Source organism: Vibrio sp. S17_S38 (assembly GCF_014694375.1).
In the GTDB taxonomy this organism is placed as follows: domain Bacteria; phylum Pseudomonadota; class Gammaproteobacteria; order Enterobacterales; family Vibrionaceae; genus Vibrio.
Genome location: NZ_JAAUWW010000001.1, coordinates 259,825 through 274,734, shown reverse-complemented (window position 1 = coordinate 274,734; position 14,910 = coordinate 259,825). Strand labels below are relative to the sequence as shown.

Below are 14,910 nucleotides of genomic sequence, written 5' to 3'. Positions count from 1 at the left end.
TGCTAATAGTTAATTGATTCTAATGGTTAATTATTGCAAGGATTAATTATTTTTTGAGTTGACTAGCAATGGTTGCCAATCGTAAACCTTGTGCCTGAGCGAGTGATTTTACTTGGGCACTAAGCCCTTTACTGCCGGTTGCTACCGAGCTTGAACCATAAGGGGTTCCTCCTTCTGAGCTGGTATGTAATTCAGGTTCTGAATATGGCAACCCCATTACCATCATGCCATGATGAAATAGCGGTAACATCATCGATTGTTGGGTCGTTTCTTGCCCACCATGAGGTGTGGAAGATGAAGTAAATACGCATGCTGGTTTATCGATTAAGTGACCTGCAATCCACAGTGAAGTTGTACCATCCCAAAAGTGCTTCATGGCGGCGCTCATGTTACCAAACCAAACCGGGCTTCCTAAAGCTAATCCATCACAATGTTTGAGTTCTTCTAACGTGATCACAGGATCGCTTAATGAATCCAGCCCTTGATGATTTTCGTTTTTATCTACCGTGCTTATCTCTGAAACAGTACGTAATATTGCTTGGCAATTCTTAACCGACTCAATTCCTCTTGCGATCTGACGTGCGAGCTGCTTAGTAGTGCCGTGTCGACTATAATAAAGTACGATAATTTGAGTGAGTTTCTCGTTCTCTAGACTTTCGGCGAGATTCATAAAATCTCAAGCACTTGTTCTGGTGGGCGACCAAGTCGAGCTTTATTGTTCGTGACTACTATTGGACGTTCGATAAGTTTTGGGTTTTGTTGCATGGCATTAAATAATGCATCATCACTGAGTGAATCATCCGCTAAATTTAATTCTTTATAAACATCTTCTTTAGTGCGCATCATATCGCGCACGCTAGTTAAGCCTAACTGTTGGTAAATGGTTTTTAGCGTTTCGATGCTTGGTGTGTCTTCTAGGTATTTAATAACGTCAGGTTGAATACCTTTCTGGGTTAGAAGGTCAAGTGTTTGACGACTTTTAGAGCAGCGAGGGTTATGATAAATGATGACAGACATATTTCTTCCTTTAGGCTAATTTTTGGGGGAATTATTTTAAAGCAGCAAAACGTTGTTGTTCGAACCGAAGTTGATCAATTCTTGCGTCATATCTTGCCTGTTCTAGGCTTCCTAGCTTGGCAATTTGGCTTGCTCGAGTGTAATTTTTAATGGCCTTATTCCAATCCGCTCGTAGTGCAAATAATTCAGCTTGATCTGCGAGTTGTTCTTTTTCATTGCCAATCTGGCCATTGGCGTCAGCGAGTAATGACCATCCAACAGTATTGTCTGGATTATCATGGGTATAACGTTGTAGTAACGTTATTGCTTCTTTGCTGCGTCGGGCTTCCATTAAAACATTGGCATAGTTTATGGTCAGTACCGAGTTATTGGGTTTTCTTTGTAAGGCTTTTTGTAACAAAGTGAGTGCTTTATCGTATTGTTTTTTCTTAATATAAAGATCAGAAACGGCATCTAAATAAAAATTATTGTAAGGGTCGTTTACAAGCAGCTTCGTTAGAATAGTTTCTGCTTGCGTAAGTTTGTTGGTGTCGATGTAAACCAAAGCTTTCCCATATTCAAGAGTTGGTTTGACGATTGGATTAGCCTCTTTTAAATGACGAGCAAACCAATCCAGTGCGCGATCAGAGTCAATATTGGCATAGCGGGCAATAACGCGTGCTTGAGCCAAATGGAAATTCAATGAAATCGGTAGCGATACGCGAGGATAATTATTGGCGCGGTCTCTTGCTTCGGTTAAACGTGCCGCAGGTAGCGGGTGACTTAAAAGCATGGGCGGTGGCGTGCTCGCATAGCGATATTGATCGGCGAGATGACCAAAGAAATCAGGCATGCCTTCGGGGTCAAAGCCTGCTCTGGCTAATGTAGCAATCCCGAATCTATCCGCTTCTTGCTCATTTGAACGAGTATAGTTAATACTGGCTTGCATTGCCCCAGCGGTGGTAGCGTTGATTGCCGCAATACCTGCTTCTGGTGAGGCTATCGCCAGTAATAATGAGCCGACCAACGCTGCAATAGTTAGTGGTGTATTACGAGCTTGGGCTTCCATGTGTCTTGCCAAATGGCGTTGAGTAACATGCGAAATTTCGTGAGCAAAAACAGAGGCTAGTTCACTTTCATTGTTAGCGTGTAAAAATAACCCAGTATTTGCCACGACGTAGCCGCCAAAAAAAGCAAAGGCGTTGACGCTACGATCTCGAATAAGGTGAAAGTGAAAAGGGGTTTTTACATCATTTGCACTTGCGACAAGTTGATGGCCAAGGTTAGAAATATATTCATCCATGACGGGATCGCTAATGATAGGGCTACTGGCACGCAGAATACGCATGTAAGCATCGCCATACTCTAGCTCTTTATCAATGGTCAAAGTACCGGCGGCAGTGGTACCAATATCCGGTAAATTTTGGTCTGCATAAGCCATGGGTTGTAAACAAAGTATGGCTGAAAGCATAATATTTACAGTGGTTCGAAAAAATCGCTGCATATTGACTATATAAGATCCATTTAAATATTTAGGATAAATTTAAGACGCCAAGTGATCTGTTTGGTTTCTTTTTTAATATACAATAGTTAACTCTCGAATTAACAGAATCTCACTCTACCATAAAGTGTAAATGAAATAATGAATGCTGAGTATCTTGATCTCCGATTACAGCGATGTCCAATGGCGTTATTGCTGGCCAAAAGAGCGGCAATGCAATTAACTATTGATCAATCCCTAACTATTCTGTCTCATGATCTTGGATCTATAAAGGACATGGTTGGTTTTTTTTCTCAACCACCCTTTACAGTAAAACTGAATACAGACGCTAATGTCACTACTTTATATATCACCAAAAGGAACACGTTATAATGTTCGAAATGATCGCCCGTTGGTATAAACGACGTTTTTCTGATCCGCACGCAGTAAGTCTTGTCGCAACTTTGTTCATTGGTTTTATTGTGATTTATTTCTTTGGGCATTTGATCGCACCGTTACTGATTGCCATTGTATTGGCGTATTTGTTGGAGTGGCCAATTGCTCGTTTAAGAAAATTTGGTCTGCCAAGATTACCGAGTGTGATTATTGTGGTTATGTTGTTTATTGGGCTGATGCTATTAGCTTTCTTTGGACTCGTTCCTACCATATGGAAGCAGGTGGCCAATTTATTAAATGATATGCCAAATATGTACAATACATCACAAATGTATATTGCTAGTTTACCAGAACGTTATCCTGATCTTGCTAGTTTACAGGTGATTGATTTGGTTATTGAAAATACTCAAACAAAAGTGTTAGGCATGGGAGAGGCGGTGCTGCGAGGCTCGATGACCTCTTTATTGAGTATTGCCACCATTGGGGTTTATTTAGTATTAGTACCATTATTGATTTTCTTTTTGTTGAAAGATAAGAATCAAATGATTGCTGCGTTAAGTGGGGTTTTGCCAAAAAATCGCCGATTAACGACTAAAGTTTGGGATGAAATGCATGATCAGATTTCAAATTATATCCGAGGGAAAGTGGTTGAAATTGTGATTGTTGGCGTAGCGACCTACCTTGTTTTTCTATTGTGTGGTTTACGTTATCCCGTTCTATTGGCAGTTGCTGTGGGATTATCGGTGTTGATTCCATATATTGGCGCGGTAGCGGTGACGATTCCCGTTGCTTTAGTCGCTTTATTTCAGTGGGGATTAACGCCTGATTTCTATTGGCTAATTATTGCCTACGGTATTGTACAAATGCTGGATGGCAATATTCTGGTTCCAGTACTCTTTTCTGAGGCGGTCAACCTTCACCCTGTTGCGATTATTGTTGCGGTGTTGGTATTTGGCGGTTTATGGGGGTTCTGGGGGGTGTTCTTTGCGATTCCTCTTGCCACATTAGTGAAAGCAGTATGGACGGTATTACCAAGCATGGATGCAGTTGAAGAATCCGTAGAATAACGTTAATCCTATAAGATTATTATCATTATAAAAGTGCCCAATCTAAGATTGGGCACTTTGGTGTTTATTCATAAGAACTAGTTGATCAAGAAGAACAGTCTGATTAATAAGTTCTAGTTGATTAATGATATCTAGCAATAGGGCACTACTTGGCTTGCAAGTAATCCAATACTACTTGGTGATGATCTTTGGTTTTGAACTTATCGAAGACATGTTCAATCATTCCATTTTCATCGATTAAAAAACTGATTCGATGTAATCCGTCATAGGTTTTCCCCATGAATTTTTTCTCGCCCCAGACACCGAATTGATCGGCAACTGCATGATCTTCATCAGAGAGTAGAGTGAAGTTTAAATTATCCCGCTCGATGAATTTTCCTAAGCGTTTTACGGCATCGATACTGACCCCTAAGACAGAAACGTTTAGCTCATCAAGATCTGCTTTGATATCGCGTAGACCTTGTGCTTGAACTGTACACCCTGGTGTCATGGCTTTTGGGTAAAAATAGAATAAGACTTTTCGGCCTGTGAAATCGGAGAGTGAAACAGTATTGTCATCTTGATCTTGTAGTGAAAATTGAGGGGCGGGAGCGCCTGAAGTCAATGTTTTCATCATCTATCCTTTTTAGTTTTGGTAAGTGATATCAATCGATCCAGTTACCGATAAGTCTTGGCATAATTGAGCGAAATCGGTTTCTAAATCATCTGGTACAGGGGAATCTTTACTTAAGCCAGCCATGGCGATAATAAAACGGTTTTGATTATTATCTTGGGTATCCGGTGTGTTGTACTGAGTCCCAGCACTTAACTCTGATATATTTATATTTCTTTTAGAGAAAAAGTGAGTAAAAGCATCAATTAACCCTATTTTGTCTTCAGCTTCAATTTTTATATCAATTTTATAAGTGTAGCTAGGTGGTTGATGTGGTGTGGTGCGTTTCATTACCATCATTAAATCTTGGTCTGAACTCATGACTGGTAATAGTGTTTCTACACGAGTAATAGAAGATGCTTCGCCAGATACCAGCATAATAAAAGAGAACTCATTACCAAAAATCGCAATACGGCTATCAATAATATTGCAATTTGCTTGAGTGACGACTTGGGTGATTCGATTGCATATCCCAGGCCTATCCGTGCCGATTGCCGTTATAACTAAGTTATGCATGATGATCCTTATCGTCCTTGTTAAAAATATAGGGCTATATTAGCACACATTATTTTTTGCGTAATTAGGTTGCTCCTAAGCCAGTTTCCTCGCGCTTCATTAGCTAATAATGAGTGCTTTAGGTTTTAAATTGATAGGTGAGCCATTATTTCGAGGTAAATGTCGAGAAAGCTCGGCAGAGTGCTTGTCTTTATTGATGGGGTTAAAGTAACATGCCAATAGAATATTATAAGGAGAAAACCATGTTCTCAGGAAGCATTGTTGCACTAGTTACGCCTTTTAATCATAGCGATGAAGTTGATTATGATAGCCTTAAACAACTAGTGGAATATCACATTAAATCAGGCTCAAGTGCAATTGTGGCAGTTGGCACTACTGGTGAGTCAGCCACTTTAACCGTTGAAGAGCATGTTAAAGTTGTCAATAAAGCTGTTGAATTTGCAGCGGGACGCATTCCTATTATTGCTGGTACTGGGGCCAATGCGACTCACGAAGCTGTTACGTTTAGCCGCTTGTTAAATACTTCTGGTGTTGCGGGCTGCCTAAGTGTTACTCCTTATTATAATAAGCCAACTCAGGAAGGTTTATATCAGCATTATAAAGCGATTGCTGAAGTGAGCGAAGTTCCTGTTATTTTATATAATGTTCCTGGTCGTACCGGTGTCGATTTATTACCAGAAACAATTGGTCGTTTGTCTAAGCTTGATAAAATTGTCGGTGTTAAAGATGCGACTGGTGATTTAACTCGCGTTGCGAAATTCCGTGAACTATGTGGTGATGATTTTGTCCTATTAAGCGGCGATGATGCGACTGGCTTAGATTTTGTTAAGCTAGGCGGTAATGGTGTGATTTCTGTGACGAATAATATTGCCGCAGCCGAAATGGCCAGAATGCTCTCTCTTGCTGCTCAAGGTAAGTATGATGAGGCAGAAGAAATTAACCAAAAACTAATGCCACTACACCAAAAACTATTTGTTGAATCTAGCCCTATCCCTGTTAAGTGGGCTGCACATCAACTTGGTTTGATTGCCCAAGGTGATTTACGTTTACCATTAACTGAGTTAAGTGCTTCCCTGCAACCAATTGTAGCTAAAGCATTAAAAGACGCCGGTATTCAATAATAGGCGTAGGCCAATGTTGCACAAAATGAATGCATTTTTATTTTAGCGGATGTCATTGGCCAAACTGTATTTCAGGAGTTGTAAAAAATATGAAGTTACCCCACACGCTTATCATCAGCTCGCTTGCGGTGTTGGTATTGTCTGCCTGCTCAGGCAACCCTGCTGAACGTCGCCAAGCGAAAAATGATTTTAAGTATTTAGATACCACTTTGGATCAACAGTGGGTATTACAACCTGATGCTCAACCGCAGTTTTATCCTCAATACAATATTCCTCAAGGGGAGTTTTCAGGTCAATTAGGACCTAAAGTGGATATTAGACCGCCGCAACAAATACTTGAATTGATTCCTGGCGCCCGAGTTGAGAGCAAAGATAATAGCGTTATATTGTGGCTAATTAGTAAAGATGAATTAGATAAAGTGTGGACGTTAATCCATACTACTATTAATGATAAAAAAATCGAACTTCGCCAAGATACACCAACTTCACTTGAAACTGGTTGGGTGGATTTAAGCGCAGAAGATGAATCTTATCCTATTGCTGCTCGTTACAAGATTGATCGTATTGAACAAGGAAATCGTTATGCTTTTCAAGTTTCTATACTTCAATGGCGCGAAGATAACAAAGAGCTTGATTTAACGCCTGAGCTTAAAGATCGTTATTCCAGTAATATGGTGAATTACATTACCAATGAATATGATAAGCAAGTTGTGGAAGAAGCACGTATACGAGCGCTTGAATTACTGAATAAAGTACCCGTTACAATGGGTAAAGATCGTAGTGGTTTACCTGTAATTATTGCTCGTGCTCCATATAACGTTATGTGGAACAAGCTTGAAGGTGTGATGCCATTAATGGGCTTTACCATTGAAGATAAGAATCAGTCACAAGGTTCAATTGAGACTAAATATGCAGCGTTGAATGAAGACGTTTGGGCTCAATTAGATGTTACGCCATTGACTATTAAAAATGGTAAATATACTTTCTTGATTGGTGATTTAGATAACCGGACATCAATCAATGTAACCGACAGTAAAGGCAAACCGATCCCTGAGGATCAGTTGTCATCCTTTATACCTGCGTTACAAGCTTATTTAGACAACAGCTCTTCGGTGAATAAAAATAGTGATTCTAAAAGCAAGTAAGTCTAATTAACGAGTAGGCTTGCTTAAATAGTCTACTTGTTAAAGCTAGACATTAGGATAGCAAAATACCGCCCCATGTTCGTTTACTATGATATTAAATTTATAGTATGAGTGGGGCGGTATTTTTATTTGTGGTTTTCTTTATCATTACTTTCAGGTGAGGACTCATTATTCGCTTTATCTTGCTCATCCTCATCTTTGACCTTATAAGTCTCAATCAACTTTTCAAGCTCTGTCTTTTTATTTGGATTCTTTCTCGCTAGGTGAGTTGTACCTAGATATTTTATGGACGCGATATTACCGATAATAAAGACAATAATGAGAATGCTGATCACCCAAGGATTAAGAAGTAAATCCATGCCATCTCCTTATTCAGTTGCTTGATATGGTGAGGTATTTATTATGTATTGAGTATAGAGTCTATCTAAATTTTCGACTACCGCACCAATGCCCAAAAATGGGTACTGTTGCCATATTTGTTGTAGACCTTGTGGTGTTAGTTGCTTCTGCATTTCTTGACTCGTTCTACCATGACTGATATGCCATGGCTCAATTGCAACACCGCCAAGGTCTTGTTGATAAGGTAAATAAAAACCATACTGCAACATGGCCTCTTTTAGCCAACTTGAAAATTCAGCTTGGTGCCCGGTTTGATACTCCCAAGGCTCAAGTTGTAGTGAGGTGTTATCAGGTAAGCAATTATGGGCATAGACATCTAATTCACATCCCCAATGATGACGACTAGCACCAGGTAGTGCAGACCAACGCATGATGGCATGAATTTTTTCTATATCAGTTAAGATTGAACTATCTAAAGCTTTACTTTCGTTATCAAGAATAGGGCGTAATCCACTGAACTTGTTATTCCAGATAGTGGCTTGGCGTTGATAATCTCGAAAGCTACTCGCAATTGAAAATTCGAAACCATTCCTATGAGCATTCTGGATTAGACCTTGTAGCGGTTCTTTTATGCCTTTATGGATCAAAAACTCACGCTGGCCAACCTTTATATTAGTAAGGTGGGTTTGGGTTAATCCAGTTAATTGCTCAAGGGAATAGGTTATCAAGCTAAACAGTTCTCCAACGTCTTTTGGTACATATCAGTCAGCTTCTCTAAATCAGCAATTTTAACGCATTCATTTACTTTATGGATGGTTGCATTAACTGGACCCAATTCCACTACTTGGCTACCCATTTGGGCAATGAATCGACCATCCGATGTACCACCAGTAGTCAGCAACTGAGCGGGTTGACGGTTCACGGCTTGAACTGCATCAACAACGGCATCTATTAATGGACCTTGATCGGTTAAAAATGGCAGACCATTGAGAGTCCAATTCAGATCATAGTTTAAGCCATGGGCATCCAATACTGAATGGATACGGCGCTTAATTTCCGTGTCGGTTAATTCAGTACTAAAACGTAAATTGAACTGTACATGGAGTTCACCTGGGATCACGTTCGATGCGCCAGTTCCTGCTGTAATATTAGGGATTTGAAAACTGGTCGGAGGGAAATATTCATTACCATTATCCCAAATGGTTGCGGCTAACTCTGACAGTGCTGGCATTGCTTGATGTATTGGGTTACTAGCAAGGTGAGGATAGGCAACATGACCTTGGATACCTTTTACGATGAGATCGCCTGTTATTGAGCCACGACGGCCATTTTTAATAACATCACCAACCTGACTTGTGCTTGAAGGCTCTCCAACTATGCACATATCGATAATTTCATTACGCGCCATTAAAGTATCCACAACACGGACGGTACCATTAATAAATGGACCTTCTTCATCGGATGTAATTAAAAAGGCAATAGAGCCATTATGATCAGGGTGATCTGCTAAGAATCGTTCAACGGCGACAATCATGCAAGCCAGAGAGCCTTTCATATCAGCGGCGCCCCTAGCATGAAGGTATCCATCAATAATCGTTGGTTCAAATGGTGGTGTGTGCCACTGTTCAATCGGACCTGAAGGCACGACATCAGTGTGTCCTGCGAAAGCGAATAAAGGCGCTGTTGTTCCGCGGCGTGCCCAGAAATTGGTGGTATCGTCAAATACCATAATTTCAATTTCAAACCCCAATGCTTTTAGGCGTTCGATCATTACTTGTTGGCAACCGGCATCTTCTGGTGTAACTGATTGACGTTGTAGAAGATCTTTTGCCAGCGAGAGAACTGGGCTTTCAGTATCAGACATCCGTGTATTTCCTTTATATAAAGGGTGATTAAAAAAGTTTATTGAAAAAATGTAGAGTATTGTTCAGCTTTGAAACCAATCAGTGCAGAAGATGGTGAGATCAATATTGGTCTTTTTATCATGGCAGGGTACTCTACTAAAAGAGTGATTGCTGCTGTTTCGTCTAGGCTGGCTTTTTGTTCTTCAGATAGTTGACGATAAGTTGTACCACGTTTATTGAGCACTTGCTCCCACCCAAAACGTTGGCAGAAATCTGCAACTAACTCTTGATTAATACCTTGCTTACGATAGTCATGAAATTCAAATTCTACTTTAGCTTCCGTTAGCCAATGCTTTGCTTTTTTTATAGTGTCACAATTTGGAATTCCATACATGATGACCATTTATTGCTTCCTTTTACATAATCTGGTTAAGCCAGAATCCTACACAATTCCTCATCTTAGTGGAACTGATCTTGAAGAAAAAAGATAATGGCATCTTAAAAGTGGTGGAATACACGGCATGCTTTGATCCTACGCAAAAATGCATTACTCACAATATCGCATAATGGGCAAAGTGATAAGTGGATAAGGATTGCTACTTTATAGTTTATGAGGAAAGCCCAGATGGAATTAAGCCCTGTATTTGCAAAGCGACTGTACCTTGCTTTGTTAGTTGAAGATATTGAACGCCCAAATGTCCCTAAGTTAATTGAACGCACAGGATGGCCACGTCGAACTATTCAAGATGCATTGAAGGCTTTACCTACCATTGGTATTTATTTGGAATTTGTGCAAGATGGGCGACGTCACAATGATGGTTATTATTCAGTGAGTGACTGGGGGCCTTTTGATAATAAGAAGCTGCATATATGGAAGACTGATATTGCGCATAATTTAGGGGTTAGATAGCGATATAATTTAATTGAAGATAGTACTCTAAGCGCCATTATTGGTATAGTGCTTAGAGATAGGGAGCTTCGTTAGTCTATTTAGCGATGATGCTATTTAGTGGTCAGGCTATGCTGTGTAAGTGACAAGGCTTTATTGGAACGACAAATAAGTAATAAAACTAATCCAGCTGAGCGCGAGCAATAGCCAAGCTATGTTGTTGGTGGGTTGCTTAGTGGTTGTAATGGCATTTTGCTTATCATTCTGTGATGACTCTAATTCAGCCCCAGTTTTAATATGTTTTTTTCTAAGTTTGTCGGCATCACGTTGTTTTTCTTTTTGCTGCTTTTTATATAAAGTGATCCCTTTCTCAATACCTTGTGCAATTAATTTTGTTTGTTCTTTAGTCTGATTTGGTTTTTGGACCGACTTAGCGGCTTTCATTGCTTCTTGTTGAGTTTGTGGTGACGATTGATTATTTTTCGGTTTCATAGGATTAATTCTATAAGAGTTTGAGAAAGACACTGGTGGTCAGTGGAAGGCTAGATTACCATAAAGCTGTTTATTTATGAGTATAGTTGTTAAATATGACTGTTTCAGGTAGGAATATAATTTGCGTTACGCGATTGAAGATTATGATATTAATGGTTTTTTAAAACCAACGCTGTGGTTATGGTTAGGTTGGATACTGTTAGCGAAAGCGTGGATTGTCTTTATTGTTGCGAGTGCAAGCCGAGATTTAAGCGTAAAACTATTAACCTTAATTTATCCTATTAATAATAGCTTATATGTTGGATTGTTAGTTGGATTGCCTGTCGTGGTAATTGCGTGGTGTATGGGGCTAAGGAAACCAGAAAGAAAGCGGTTAAGTACTTTCTTGAGTAAAGGTTGGCAACTTACGGCTCTGAGCGTTATGGTCCAATTTGGTCTGACGCTATACCACCTAAGTTTGACATACTGGGTATTCAATTGGAGTGATGCATTGACTTTACTTGGTTTGATGTGGTTTTTACTTTTCTTATTGCAATCATCCAGAGCCAAAGACACTTTTCTAATCCCAAATATAAAATAATAAAATTATTAGGGGCATGATTCCCTAATCAAGATTCAAATAGAAGGAATGACAAATGTCACAACCACAATTGGCGATTACGCCTGATGCGAGTCCTTTTGCACTTTATAGTCAATTAAAAATTAAACAAAATCATGCTTATGTTTTAGAGCAACTTCAAGCTTTGCCAGCGTTGGTTGAGGAGCTTAATCAGCAGCAATTTCGTCAAGGTGATTCAACTACTAATTTAACCTTATCGTTATCTTTTACACATGATTTTTGGCAGAAATTGAATCAACCTATGCCCCCAGAACTTGAACCCTTTTCACCTTTAGGCAGTGGTGATATTACCGCACCCACTACAGATGTAGACGTACTTCTTCATTGCCACTCCCAACGTCATGATTTGCATTTTTATCTTTTACGTAAACTTATGGAAAAAATTGCAGCTGATGTTGAAATTGTCGATGAGACTTATGGTTATCGCTATTTAGACTGTCGTGATATGACTGACTTTATTGACGGTACCGAAAATCCTGAAGGTTCTCAGCGTCATGAAGTAGCGATTATCCCTGATGGTGAATTCGCTGGTGGTAGCTATGTTTTAGTGCAACGCTTTATTCATAAATTGCCTGCTTGGAATCGTTTAGGGGTTTCTGCTCAAGAGAAGGTGATTGGGCGGACTAAGCCTGATTCTATTGAATTAGACGATGTACCAGCAGCATCACATGTCGGCAGAGTTGATATTAAAGAAAATGGAAAGGGATTAAAACTTGTTCGCCACAGCTTGCCTTATGGTTCAGTATCTGGAGAGCATGGTTTATTGTTTATCGCATATTGTAATAGGTTACATAACATTAAAGTGATGCTAGACAGCATGTATGGTGTAACAGATGGAAAAACAGATCAGTTATTACGCTTTACGAGCGCAGTGACTGGAGCGTATTTTTATGCACCATCACAATCAATGTTAGCGGATCTTAAATTAGCTTAATTGGTATTGTAGTATTGTAAGGGAGTTGCCGTGGAATACGTAAAAGAGTTCACGGTAGTTTCAAGTAAAAAGTCTATAGATAGAAACAAAAAACGCTGCTCAAGAGCAGCGTTTTTCATATCAGAAAGTAATGATTACTTAACGATACGGATAACTGGAGTTTCACCAACAACAACGCTACCAGAAAGTTTTTGCAACTCTTTGATTTCATCCATGTTAGAAATAACAACAGGAGTTAGTGTTGATTTTGCATTTTCTTGCAAGTAAGCAAGATCAAATTCAATCACAGTATCACCAGCTTTAACAGATTGGCCTTCTTCAGCGATACGAGTAAAGCCTTGACCTTTAAGTTCAACAGTATCAATACCGAAGTGAACAAATAGTTCAATGCCGTCATCAGATTCAATTGAAAAAGCGTGGTTAGTTTCAAAGATTTTGCCAATTGTACCGTTTACTGGTGCAACCATTTTGTCGCCGTTTGGCTTAATAGCAATACCGTCACCAACGATTTTCTCTGCGAAAACGACATCAGGCACATCTTCGATGTTTACAATTTCACCAGAAAGTGGTGCGATGATTTCAATCGCGCCTGCATCAGCTGTGTCGTCAGATACTAGCTTCTTAAGTTTGTCAAACAGACCCATGTTGTGCTCCTAAGCAGTTAATTTTTAATCTTTAGTCTAAAGATTATATTATTAATTCGATTTTTCTGCGATAAATTTATCAACGCAAGCTTCAATTTCTGCGGCAGTCGCCATTGCAAGAGCTTCATCAGCCATTGCTTTTACTTCTGCGTAGTTTGAATTACGAATAATTTTCTTCACGCGCGGGATAGAAATACCACTCATGCTGAACTCGTTTAAGCCCATACCTAATAAAAGTAAGGTTGCACGTTCGTCACCAGCAAGCTCACCACACATACCAGTCCATTTGCCTTCTTTGTGAGAAGCGTCGATAACTTGCTTGATCACGGTCAGTACTGCTGGCGATAGTGGGTTGTATAGGTGAGAAATTAATTCATTACCACGGTCAACTGCAAGAGTATACTGAGTTAAATCGTTAGTACCAATACTAAAGAATGAAACTTCTTTCGCAAGGTGATGTGCAATTGCTGCTGCTGCTGGTGTTTCAACCATCACACCGATTTCGATGCTTTCGTCAAATGCTAGATTTTCAGTACGAAGTTCTGCTTTGTACTCTTCAATTGCCGCTTTAAGCTCACGAATTTCTTCAACAGAAATAATCATTGGGAACATGATACGCAGTTTACCGTGTGCAGAGGCACGCAAAATACCACGTAACTGGTCTTTTAAAATATCACGACGGTCTAGGCTGATGCGAATTGCACGCCAGCCTAAGAATGGATTCATTTCTTTTGGCAGATCCATGTAAGGAAGATCTTTATCACCACCGATATCCATTGTACGAATGATGACTGACTCATCACCCATTGCCTTCGCAACTTCTTTATAGGCTTTGTATTGCTCTTCTTCAGTTGGAAGAGAATCACGATCCATAAATAGGAATTCAGTACGGTATAGACCGACACCTTCACCACCATTACGAATGATACCGTCACAGTCTTTCACTGTACCAATGTTGCCGCACACTTCAACGTGGTGACCATCAGTGGTGATCGCTGGGAGGTCTTTTAATTTCGCTAGCTCTTCTTTTTCAGCAAAGAATGTATTGCGAATATTTTTCGCTTCAGCTAATTCTGCTTCAGAAGGGTTAATAATAACTTTGTTATTGATCGCATCTAGGATCAACGTGTCGCCATTTTTTACTTCTTTGGTAATGTCGTTAGTACCAACAATCGCAGGAAGTTCTAATGAACGTGCCATAATTGAGGTGTGAGATGTACGACCACCAATATCACAAACAAAACCGAGAACGAACTCTAGATTGATTTGCGCGGTTTCTGAAGGTGTTAAATCATTGGCAACTAAGATAACTTCTTCGTTGATCGCACTTAAAGAAACGATATTAATACCTAATGCATTTTTAACGAAACGGCTACCGATATCACGGATATCAGTAGCACGTTCTTTTAGGTAATCATCATCAAGTGATTCAAGTGCCACTGCTTGCTCTTCAATTACAGAGTAAATAGCAAAATCAGCAGACATTTTATCTTTTTTGATGAGGGCTAAAATTTCTTCTTCTAGCTCTTCATCTTCAAGAAGCATGATATGACCCTCGAAGATGGCTTCTTTTTCTTCACCAAAAGTCTCAAGTGCTTTTTGTTTAATACCTTCCAATTGCTCAGAAGATTTATTGCGAGCATCAAAGAAGCATTTTACTTCTGCTTCAACTTGACTGTCCGAAATAGGATTTTTATTTAGGACAATTTCATCTTCTTGAAGAAGTAGTGCTTTACCAAAAGCAATACCAGGAGATGCTAGAATTCCAGAAATCAT

At 39.6% G+C, this 14,910-nt stretch carries 19 protein-coding genes; 7 read left to right on the top strand and 12 right to left on the bottom strand.

Annotated features, from left to right (window positions below; translation table 11 throughout):
• Positions 1-46: 46 nt before the first annotated feature.
• Genes wrbA through bepA form a run of 3 tightly spaced genes read right to left on the bottom strand, consistent with a single transcriptional unit; the run spans position 47 to position 2,500 of the window.
• A complete protein-coding gene (wrbA, locus tag HC725_RS01245; RefSeq protein WP_190329940.1) occupies positions 47-670 on the bottom strand; it encodes an NAD(P)H:quinone oxidoreductase in 624 nt (207 codons plus the stop codon).
• Entirely contained in the window at positions 667-1,017 is a 351-nt protein-coding gene (gene arsC, locus HC725_RS01240) for an arsenate reductase (glutaredoxin) (protein ID WP_190329939.1), read from the bottom strand. The genes wrbA and arsC overlap by 4 nt, the downstream gene beginning before the upstream one ends.
• Positions 1,018-1,048: 31 nt before the next feature.
• Complete coding sequence (bepA, locus tag HC725_RS01235; protein WP_190329938.1) at positions 1,049-2,500, bottom strand: beta-barrel assembly-enhancing protease; 1,452 nt, start codon at positions 2,498-2,500, stop codon at positions 1,049-1,051.
• Between the two features lie 138 nt (positions 2,501-2,638).
• Here bepA and HC725_RS01230 point away from each other — a divergent pair, with 138 nt between their 5' ends.
• Together HC725_RS01230 and HC725_RS01225 are read left to right on the top strand one after the other, a co-directional pair.
• Entirely contained in the window at positions 2,639-2,869 is a 231-nt protein-coding gene (locus HC725_RS01230; RefSeq protein ID WP_190329937.1) for a sulfurtransferase TusA family protein, read from the top strand.
• Entirely contained in the window at positions 2,869-3,939 is a 1,071-nt protein-coding gene (locus HC725_RS01225) for an AI-2E family transporter (protein ID WP_190329936.1), read from the top strand. Before HC725_RS01230 ends, HC725_RS01225 begins: the two co-directional genes overlap by 1 nt.
• Positions 3,940-4,084: 145 nt before the next feature.
• Here the strand turns inward: HC725_RS01225 and bcp are convergent, their stop codons facing one another.
• Together bcp and HC725_RS01215 are read right to left on the bottom strand one after the other, a co-directional pair.
• Positions 4,085-4,552 carry a thioredoxin-dependent thiol peroxidase gene (gene bcp, locus HC725_RS01220; RefSeq protein ID WP_190329935.1) on the bottom strand — a complete coding sequence of 156 codons (468 nt, stop codon included), beginning with the start codon at positions 4,550-4,552 and terminating at the stop codon, positions 4,085-4,087.
• Positions 4,553-4,564: 12 nt separating this feature from the next.
• Positions 4,565-5,107, bottom strand: coding sequence for a glycine cleavage system protein R (locus tag HC725_RS01215; RefSeq protein ID WP_194687826.1), 543 nt, complete (start codon positions 5,105-5,107; stop codon positions 4,565-4,567).
• Positions 5,108-5,349: 242 nt separating this feature from the next.
• Between HC725_RS01215 and dapA the strand changes: the two genes are divergently transcribed.
• Together dapA and bamC are read left to right on the top strand one after the other, a co-directional pair.
• The gene (gene dapA / locus HC725_RS01210) at positions 5,350-6,228 is read left to right on the top strand and encodes a 4-hydroxy-tetrahydrodipicolinate synthase (RefSeq protein ID WP_190329934.1); all 879 of its coding nucleotides are present in this window, start codon (positions 5,350-5,352) and stop codon (positions 6,226-6,228) included.
• 89 nt (positions 6,229-6,317) lie between these two features.
• Positions 6,318-7,373, top strand: coding sequence for an outer membrane protein assembly factor BamC (gene bamC, locus HC725_RS01205; protein ID WP_190329933.1), 1,056 nt, complete (start codon positions 6,318-6,320; stop codon positions 7,371-7,373).
• A 125-nt stretch (positions 7,374-7,498) separates the two neighbouring features.
• Here bamC and HC725_RS01200 read toward each other — a convergent pair whose 3' ends face one another.
• The 4 genes from HC725_RS01200 to HC725_RS01185 are packed head-to-tail and all read right to left on the bottom strand — an operon-like array spanning position 7,499 to position 9,959.
• Complete coding sequence (locus HC725_RS01200; protein ID WP_190329932.1) at positions 7,499-7,732, bottom strand: DUF2897 domain-containing protein; 234 nt, start codon at positions 7,730-7,732, stop codon at positions 7,499-7,501.
• Between the two features lie 9 nt (positions 7,733-7,741).
• Entirely contained in the window at positions 7,742-8,437 is a 696-nt protein-coding gene (locus HC725_RS01195; protein WP_446751343.1) for a M15 family metallopeptidase, read from the bottom strand.
• Complete coding sequence (dapE, locus tag HC725_RS01190; protein ID WP_190329930.1) at positions 8,437-9,576, bottom strand: succinyl-diaminopimelate desuccinylase; 1,140 nt, start codon at positions 9,574-9,576, stop codon at positions 8,437-8,439. Before dapE ends, HC725_RS01195 begins: the two co-directional genes overlap by 1 nt.
• 38 nt (positions 9,577-9,614) lie before the next feature.
• On the bottom strand, positions 9,615-9,959 hold the full coding sequence (locus HC725_RS01185) for an ArsC family reductase (protein ID WP_190329929.1): 345 nt from the start codon (positions 9,957-9,959) through the stop codon (positions 9,615-9,617).
• Positions 9,960-10,181: 222 nt separating this feature from the next.
• Here HC725_RS01185 and HC725_RS01180 point away from each other — a divergent pair, with 222 nt between their 5' ends.
• A complete protein-coding gene (locus HC725_RS01180) occupies positions 10,182-10,466 on the top strand; it encodes a helix-turn-helix domain-containing protein (protein WP_190329928.1) in 285 nt (94 codons plus the stop codon).
• Positions 10,467-10,598: 132 nt separating this feature from the next.
• Here HC725_RS01180 and HC725_RS01175 read toward each other — a convergent pair whose 3' ends face one another.
• Entirely contained in the window at positions 10,599-10,937 is a 339-nt protein-coding gene (locus tag HC725_RS01175) for a DUF2956 domain-containing protein (protein WP_190329927.1), read from the bottom strand.
• Positions 10,938-11,058: 121 nt separating this feature from the next.
• Here HC725_RS01175 and HC725_RS01170 point away from each other — a divergent pair, with 121 nt between their 5' ends.
• Positions 11,059-11,517, top strand: coding sequence for a DUF2919 domain-containing protein (locus HC725_RS01170; RefSeq protein ID WP_190329926.1), 459 nt, complete (start codon positions 11,059-11,061; stop codon positions 11,515-11,517).
• A gap of 55 nt (positions 11,518-11,572) precedes the next feature.
• The gene (locus HC725_RS01165) at positions 11,573-12,490 is read left to right on the top strand and encodes a Dyp-type peroxidase (protein ID WP_190329925.1); all 918 of its coding nucleotides are present in this window, start codon (positions 11,573-11,575) and stop codon (positions 12,488-12,490) included.
• Positions 12,491-12,624: 134 nt separating this feature from the next.
• Here HC725_RS01165 and crr read toward each other — a convergent pair whose 3' ends face one another.
• Positions 12,625-13,134 (bottom strand): PTS glucose transporter subunit IIA, encoded by a 510-nt coding sequence (gene crr, locus HC725_RS01160; RefSeq protein ID WP_190329924.1) that lies wholly within the window; start codon positions 13,132-13,134, stop codon positions 12,625-12,627.
• 51 nt (positions 13,135-13,185) lie between these two features.
• Positions 13,186-14,910 (bottom strand): phosphoenolpyruvate-protein phosphotransferase PtsI, encoded by a 1,725-nt coding sequence (gene ptsI, locus HC725_RS01155; RefSeq protein ID WP_190329923.1) that lies wholly within the window; start codon positions 14,908-14,910, stop codon positions 13,186-13,188.

What these genes read in the sequence shown, in the direction of transcription:
- HC725_RS01215 (WP_194687826.1), bottom strand. Translation starts at nt 5,107, where the DNA reads ATGCATAACTTAGTTATAACGGCAATCGGCACGGATAGGCCTGGGATA.
- ptsI (WP_190329923.1), bottom strand. Translation starts at nt 14,910, where the DNA reads ATGATTTCTGGAATTCTAGCATCTCCTGGTATTGCTTTTGGTAAAGCA.
- dapA (WP_190329934.1), top strand. Translation starts at nt 5,350, where the DNA reads ATGTTCTCAGGAAGCATTGTTGCACTAGTTACGCCTTTTAATCATAGC.
- wrbA (WP_190329940.1), bottom strand. Translation starts at nt 670, where the DNA reads ATGAATCTCGCCGAAAGTCTAGAGAACGAGAAACTCACTCAAATTATC.
- dapE (WP_190329930.1), bottom strand. Translation starts at nt 9,576, where the DNA reads ATGTCTGATACTGAAAGCCCAGTTCTCTCGCTGGCAAAAGATCTTCTA.
- bamC (WP_190329933.1), top strand. Translation starts at nt 6,318, where the DNA reads ATGAAGTTACCCCACACGCTTATCATCAGCTCGCTTGCGGTGTTGGTA.
- bepA (WP_190329938.1), bottom strand. Translation starts at nt 2,500, where the DNA reads ATGCAGCGATTTTTTCGAACCACTGTAAATATTATGCTTTCAGCCATA.
- arsC (WP_190329939.1), bottom strand. Translation starts at nt 1,017, where the DNA reads ATGTCTGTCATCATTTATCATAACCCTCGCTGCTCTAAAAGTCGTCAA.
- HC725_RS01200 (WP_190329932.1), bottom strand. Translation starts at nt 7,732, where the DNA reads ATGGATTTACTTCTTAATCCTTGGGTGATCAGCATTCTCATTATTGTC.
- HC725_RS01185 (WP_190329929.1), bottom strand. Translation starts at nt 9,959, where the DNA reads ATGGTCATCATGTATGGAATTCCAAATTGTGACACTATAAAAAAAGCA.
- HC725_RS01175 (WP_190329927.1), bottom strand. Translation starts at nt 10,937, where the DNA reads ATGAAACCGAAAAATAATCAATCGTCACCACAAACTCAACAAGAAGCA.
- HC725_RS01230 (WP_190329937.1), top strand. Translation starts at nt 2,639, where the DNA reads ATGAATGCTGAGTATCTTGATCTCCGATTACAGCGATGTCCAATGGCG.
- bcp (WP_190329935.1), bottom strand. Translation starts at nt 4,552, where the DNA reads ATGAAAACATTGACTTCAGGCGCTCCCGCCCCTCAATTTTCACTACAA.
- HC725_RS01225 (WP_190329936.1), top strand. Translation starts at nt 2,869, where the DNA reads ATGTTCGAAATGATCGCCCGTTGGTATAAACGACGTTTTTCTGATCCG.
- HC725_RS01165 (WP_190329925.1), top strand. Translation starts at nt 11,573, where the DNA reads ATGTCACAACCACAATTGGCGATTACGCCTGATGCGAGTCCTTTTGCA.
- HC725_RS01180 (WP_190329928.1), top strand. Translation starts at nt 10,182, where the DNA reads ATGGAATTAAGCCCTGTATTTGCAAAGCGACTGTACCTTGCTTTGTTA.
- crr (WP_190329924.1), bottom strand. Translation starts at nt 13,134, where the DNA reads ATGGGTCTGTTTGACAAACTTAAGAAGCTAGTATCTGACGACACAGCT.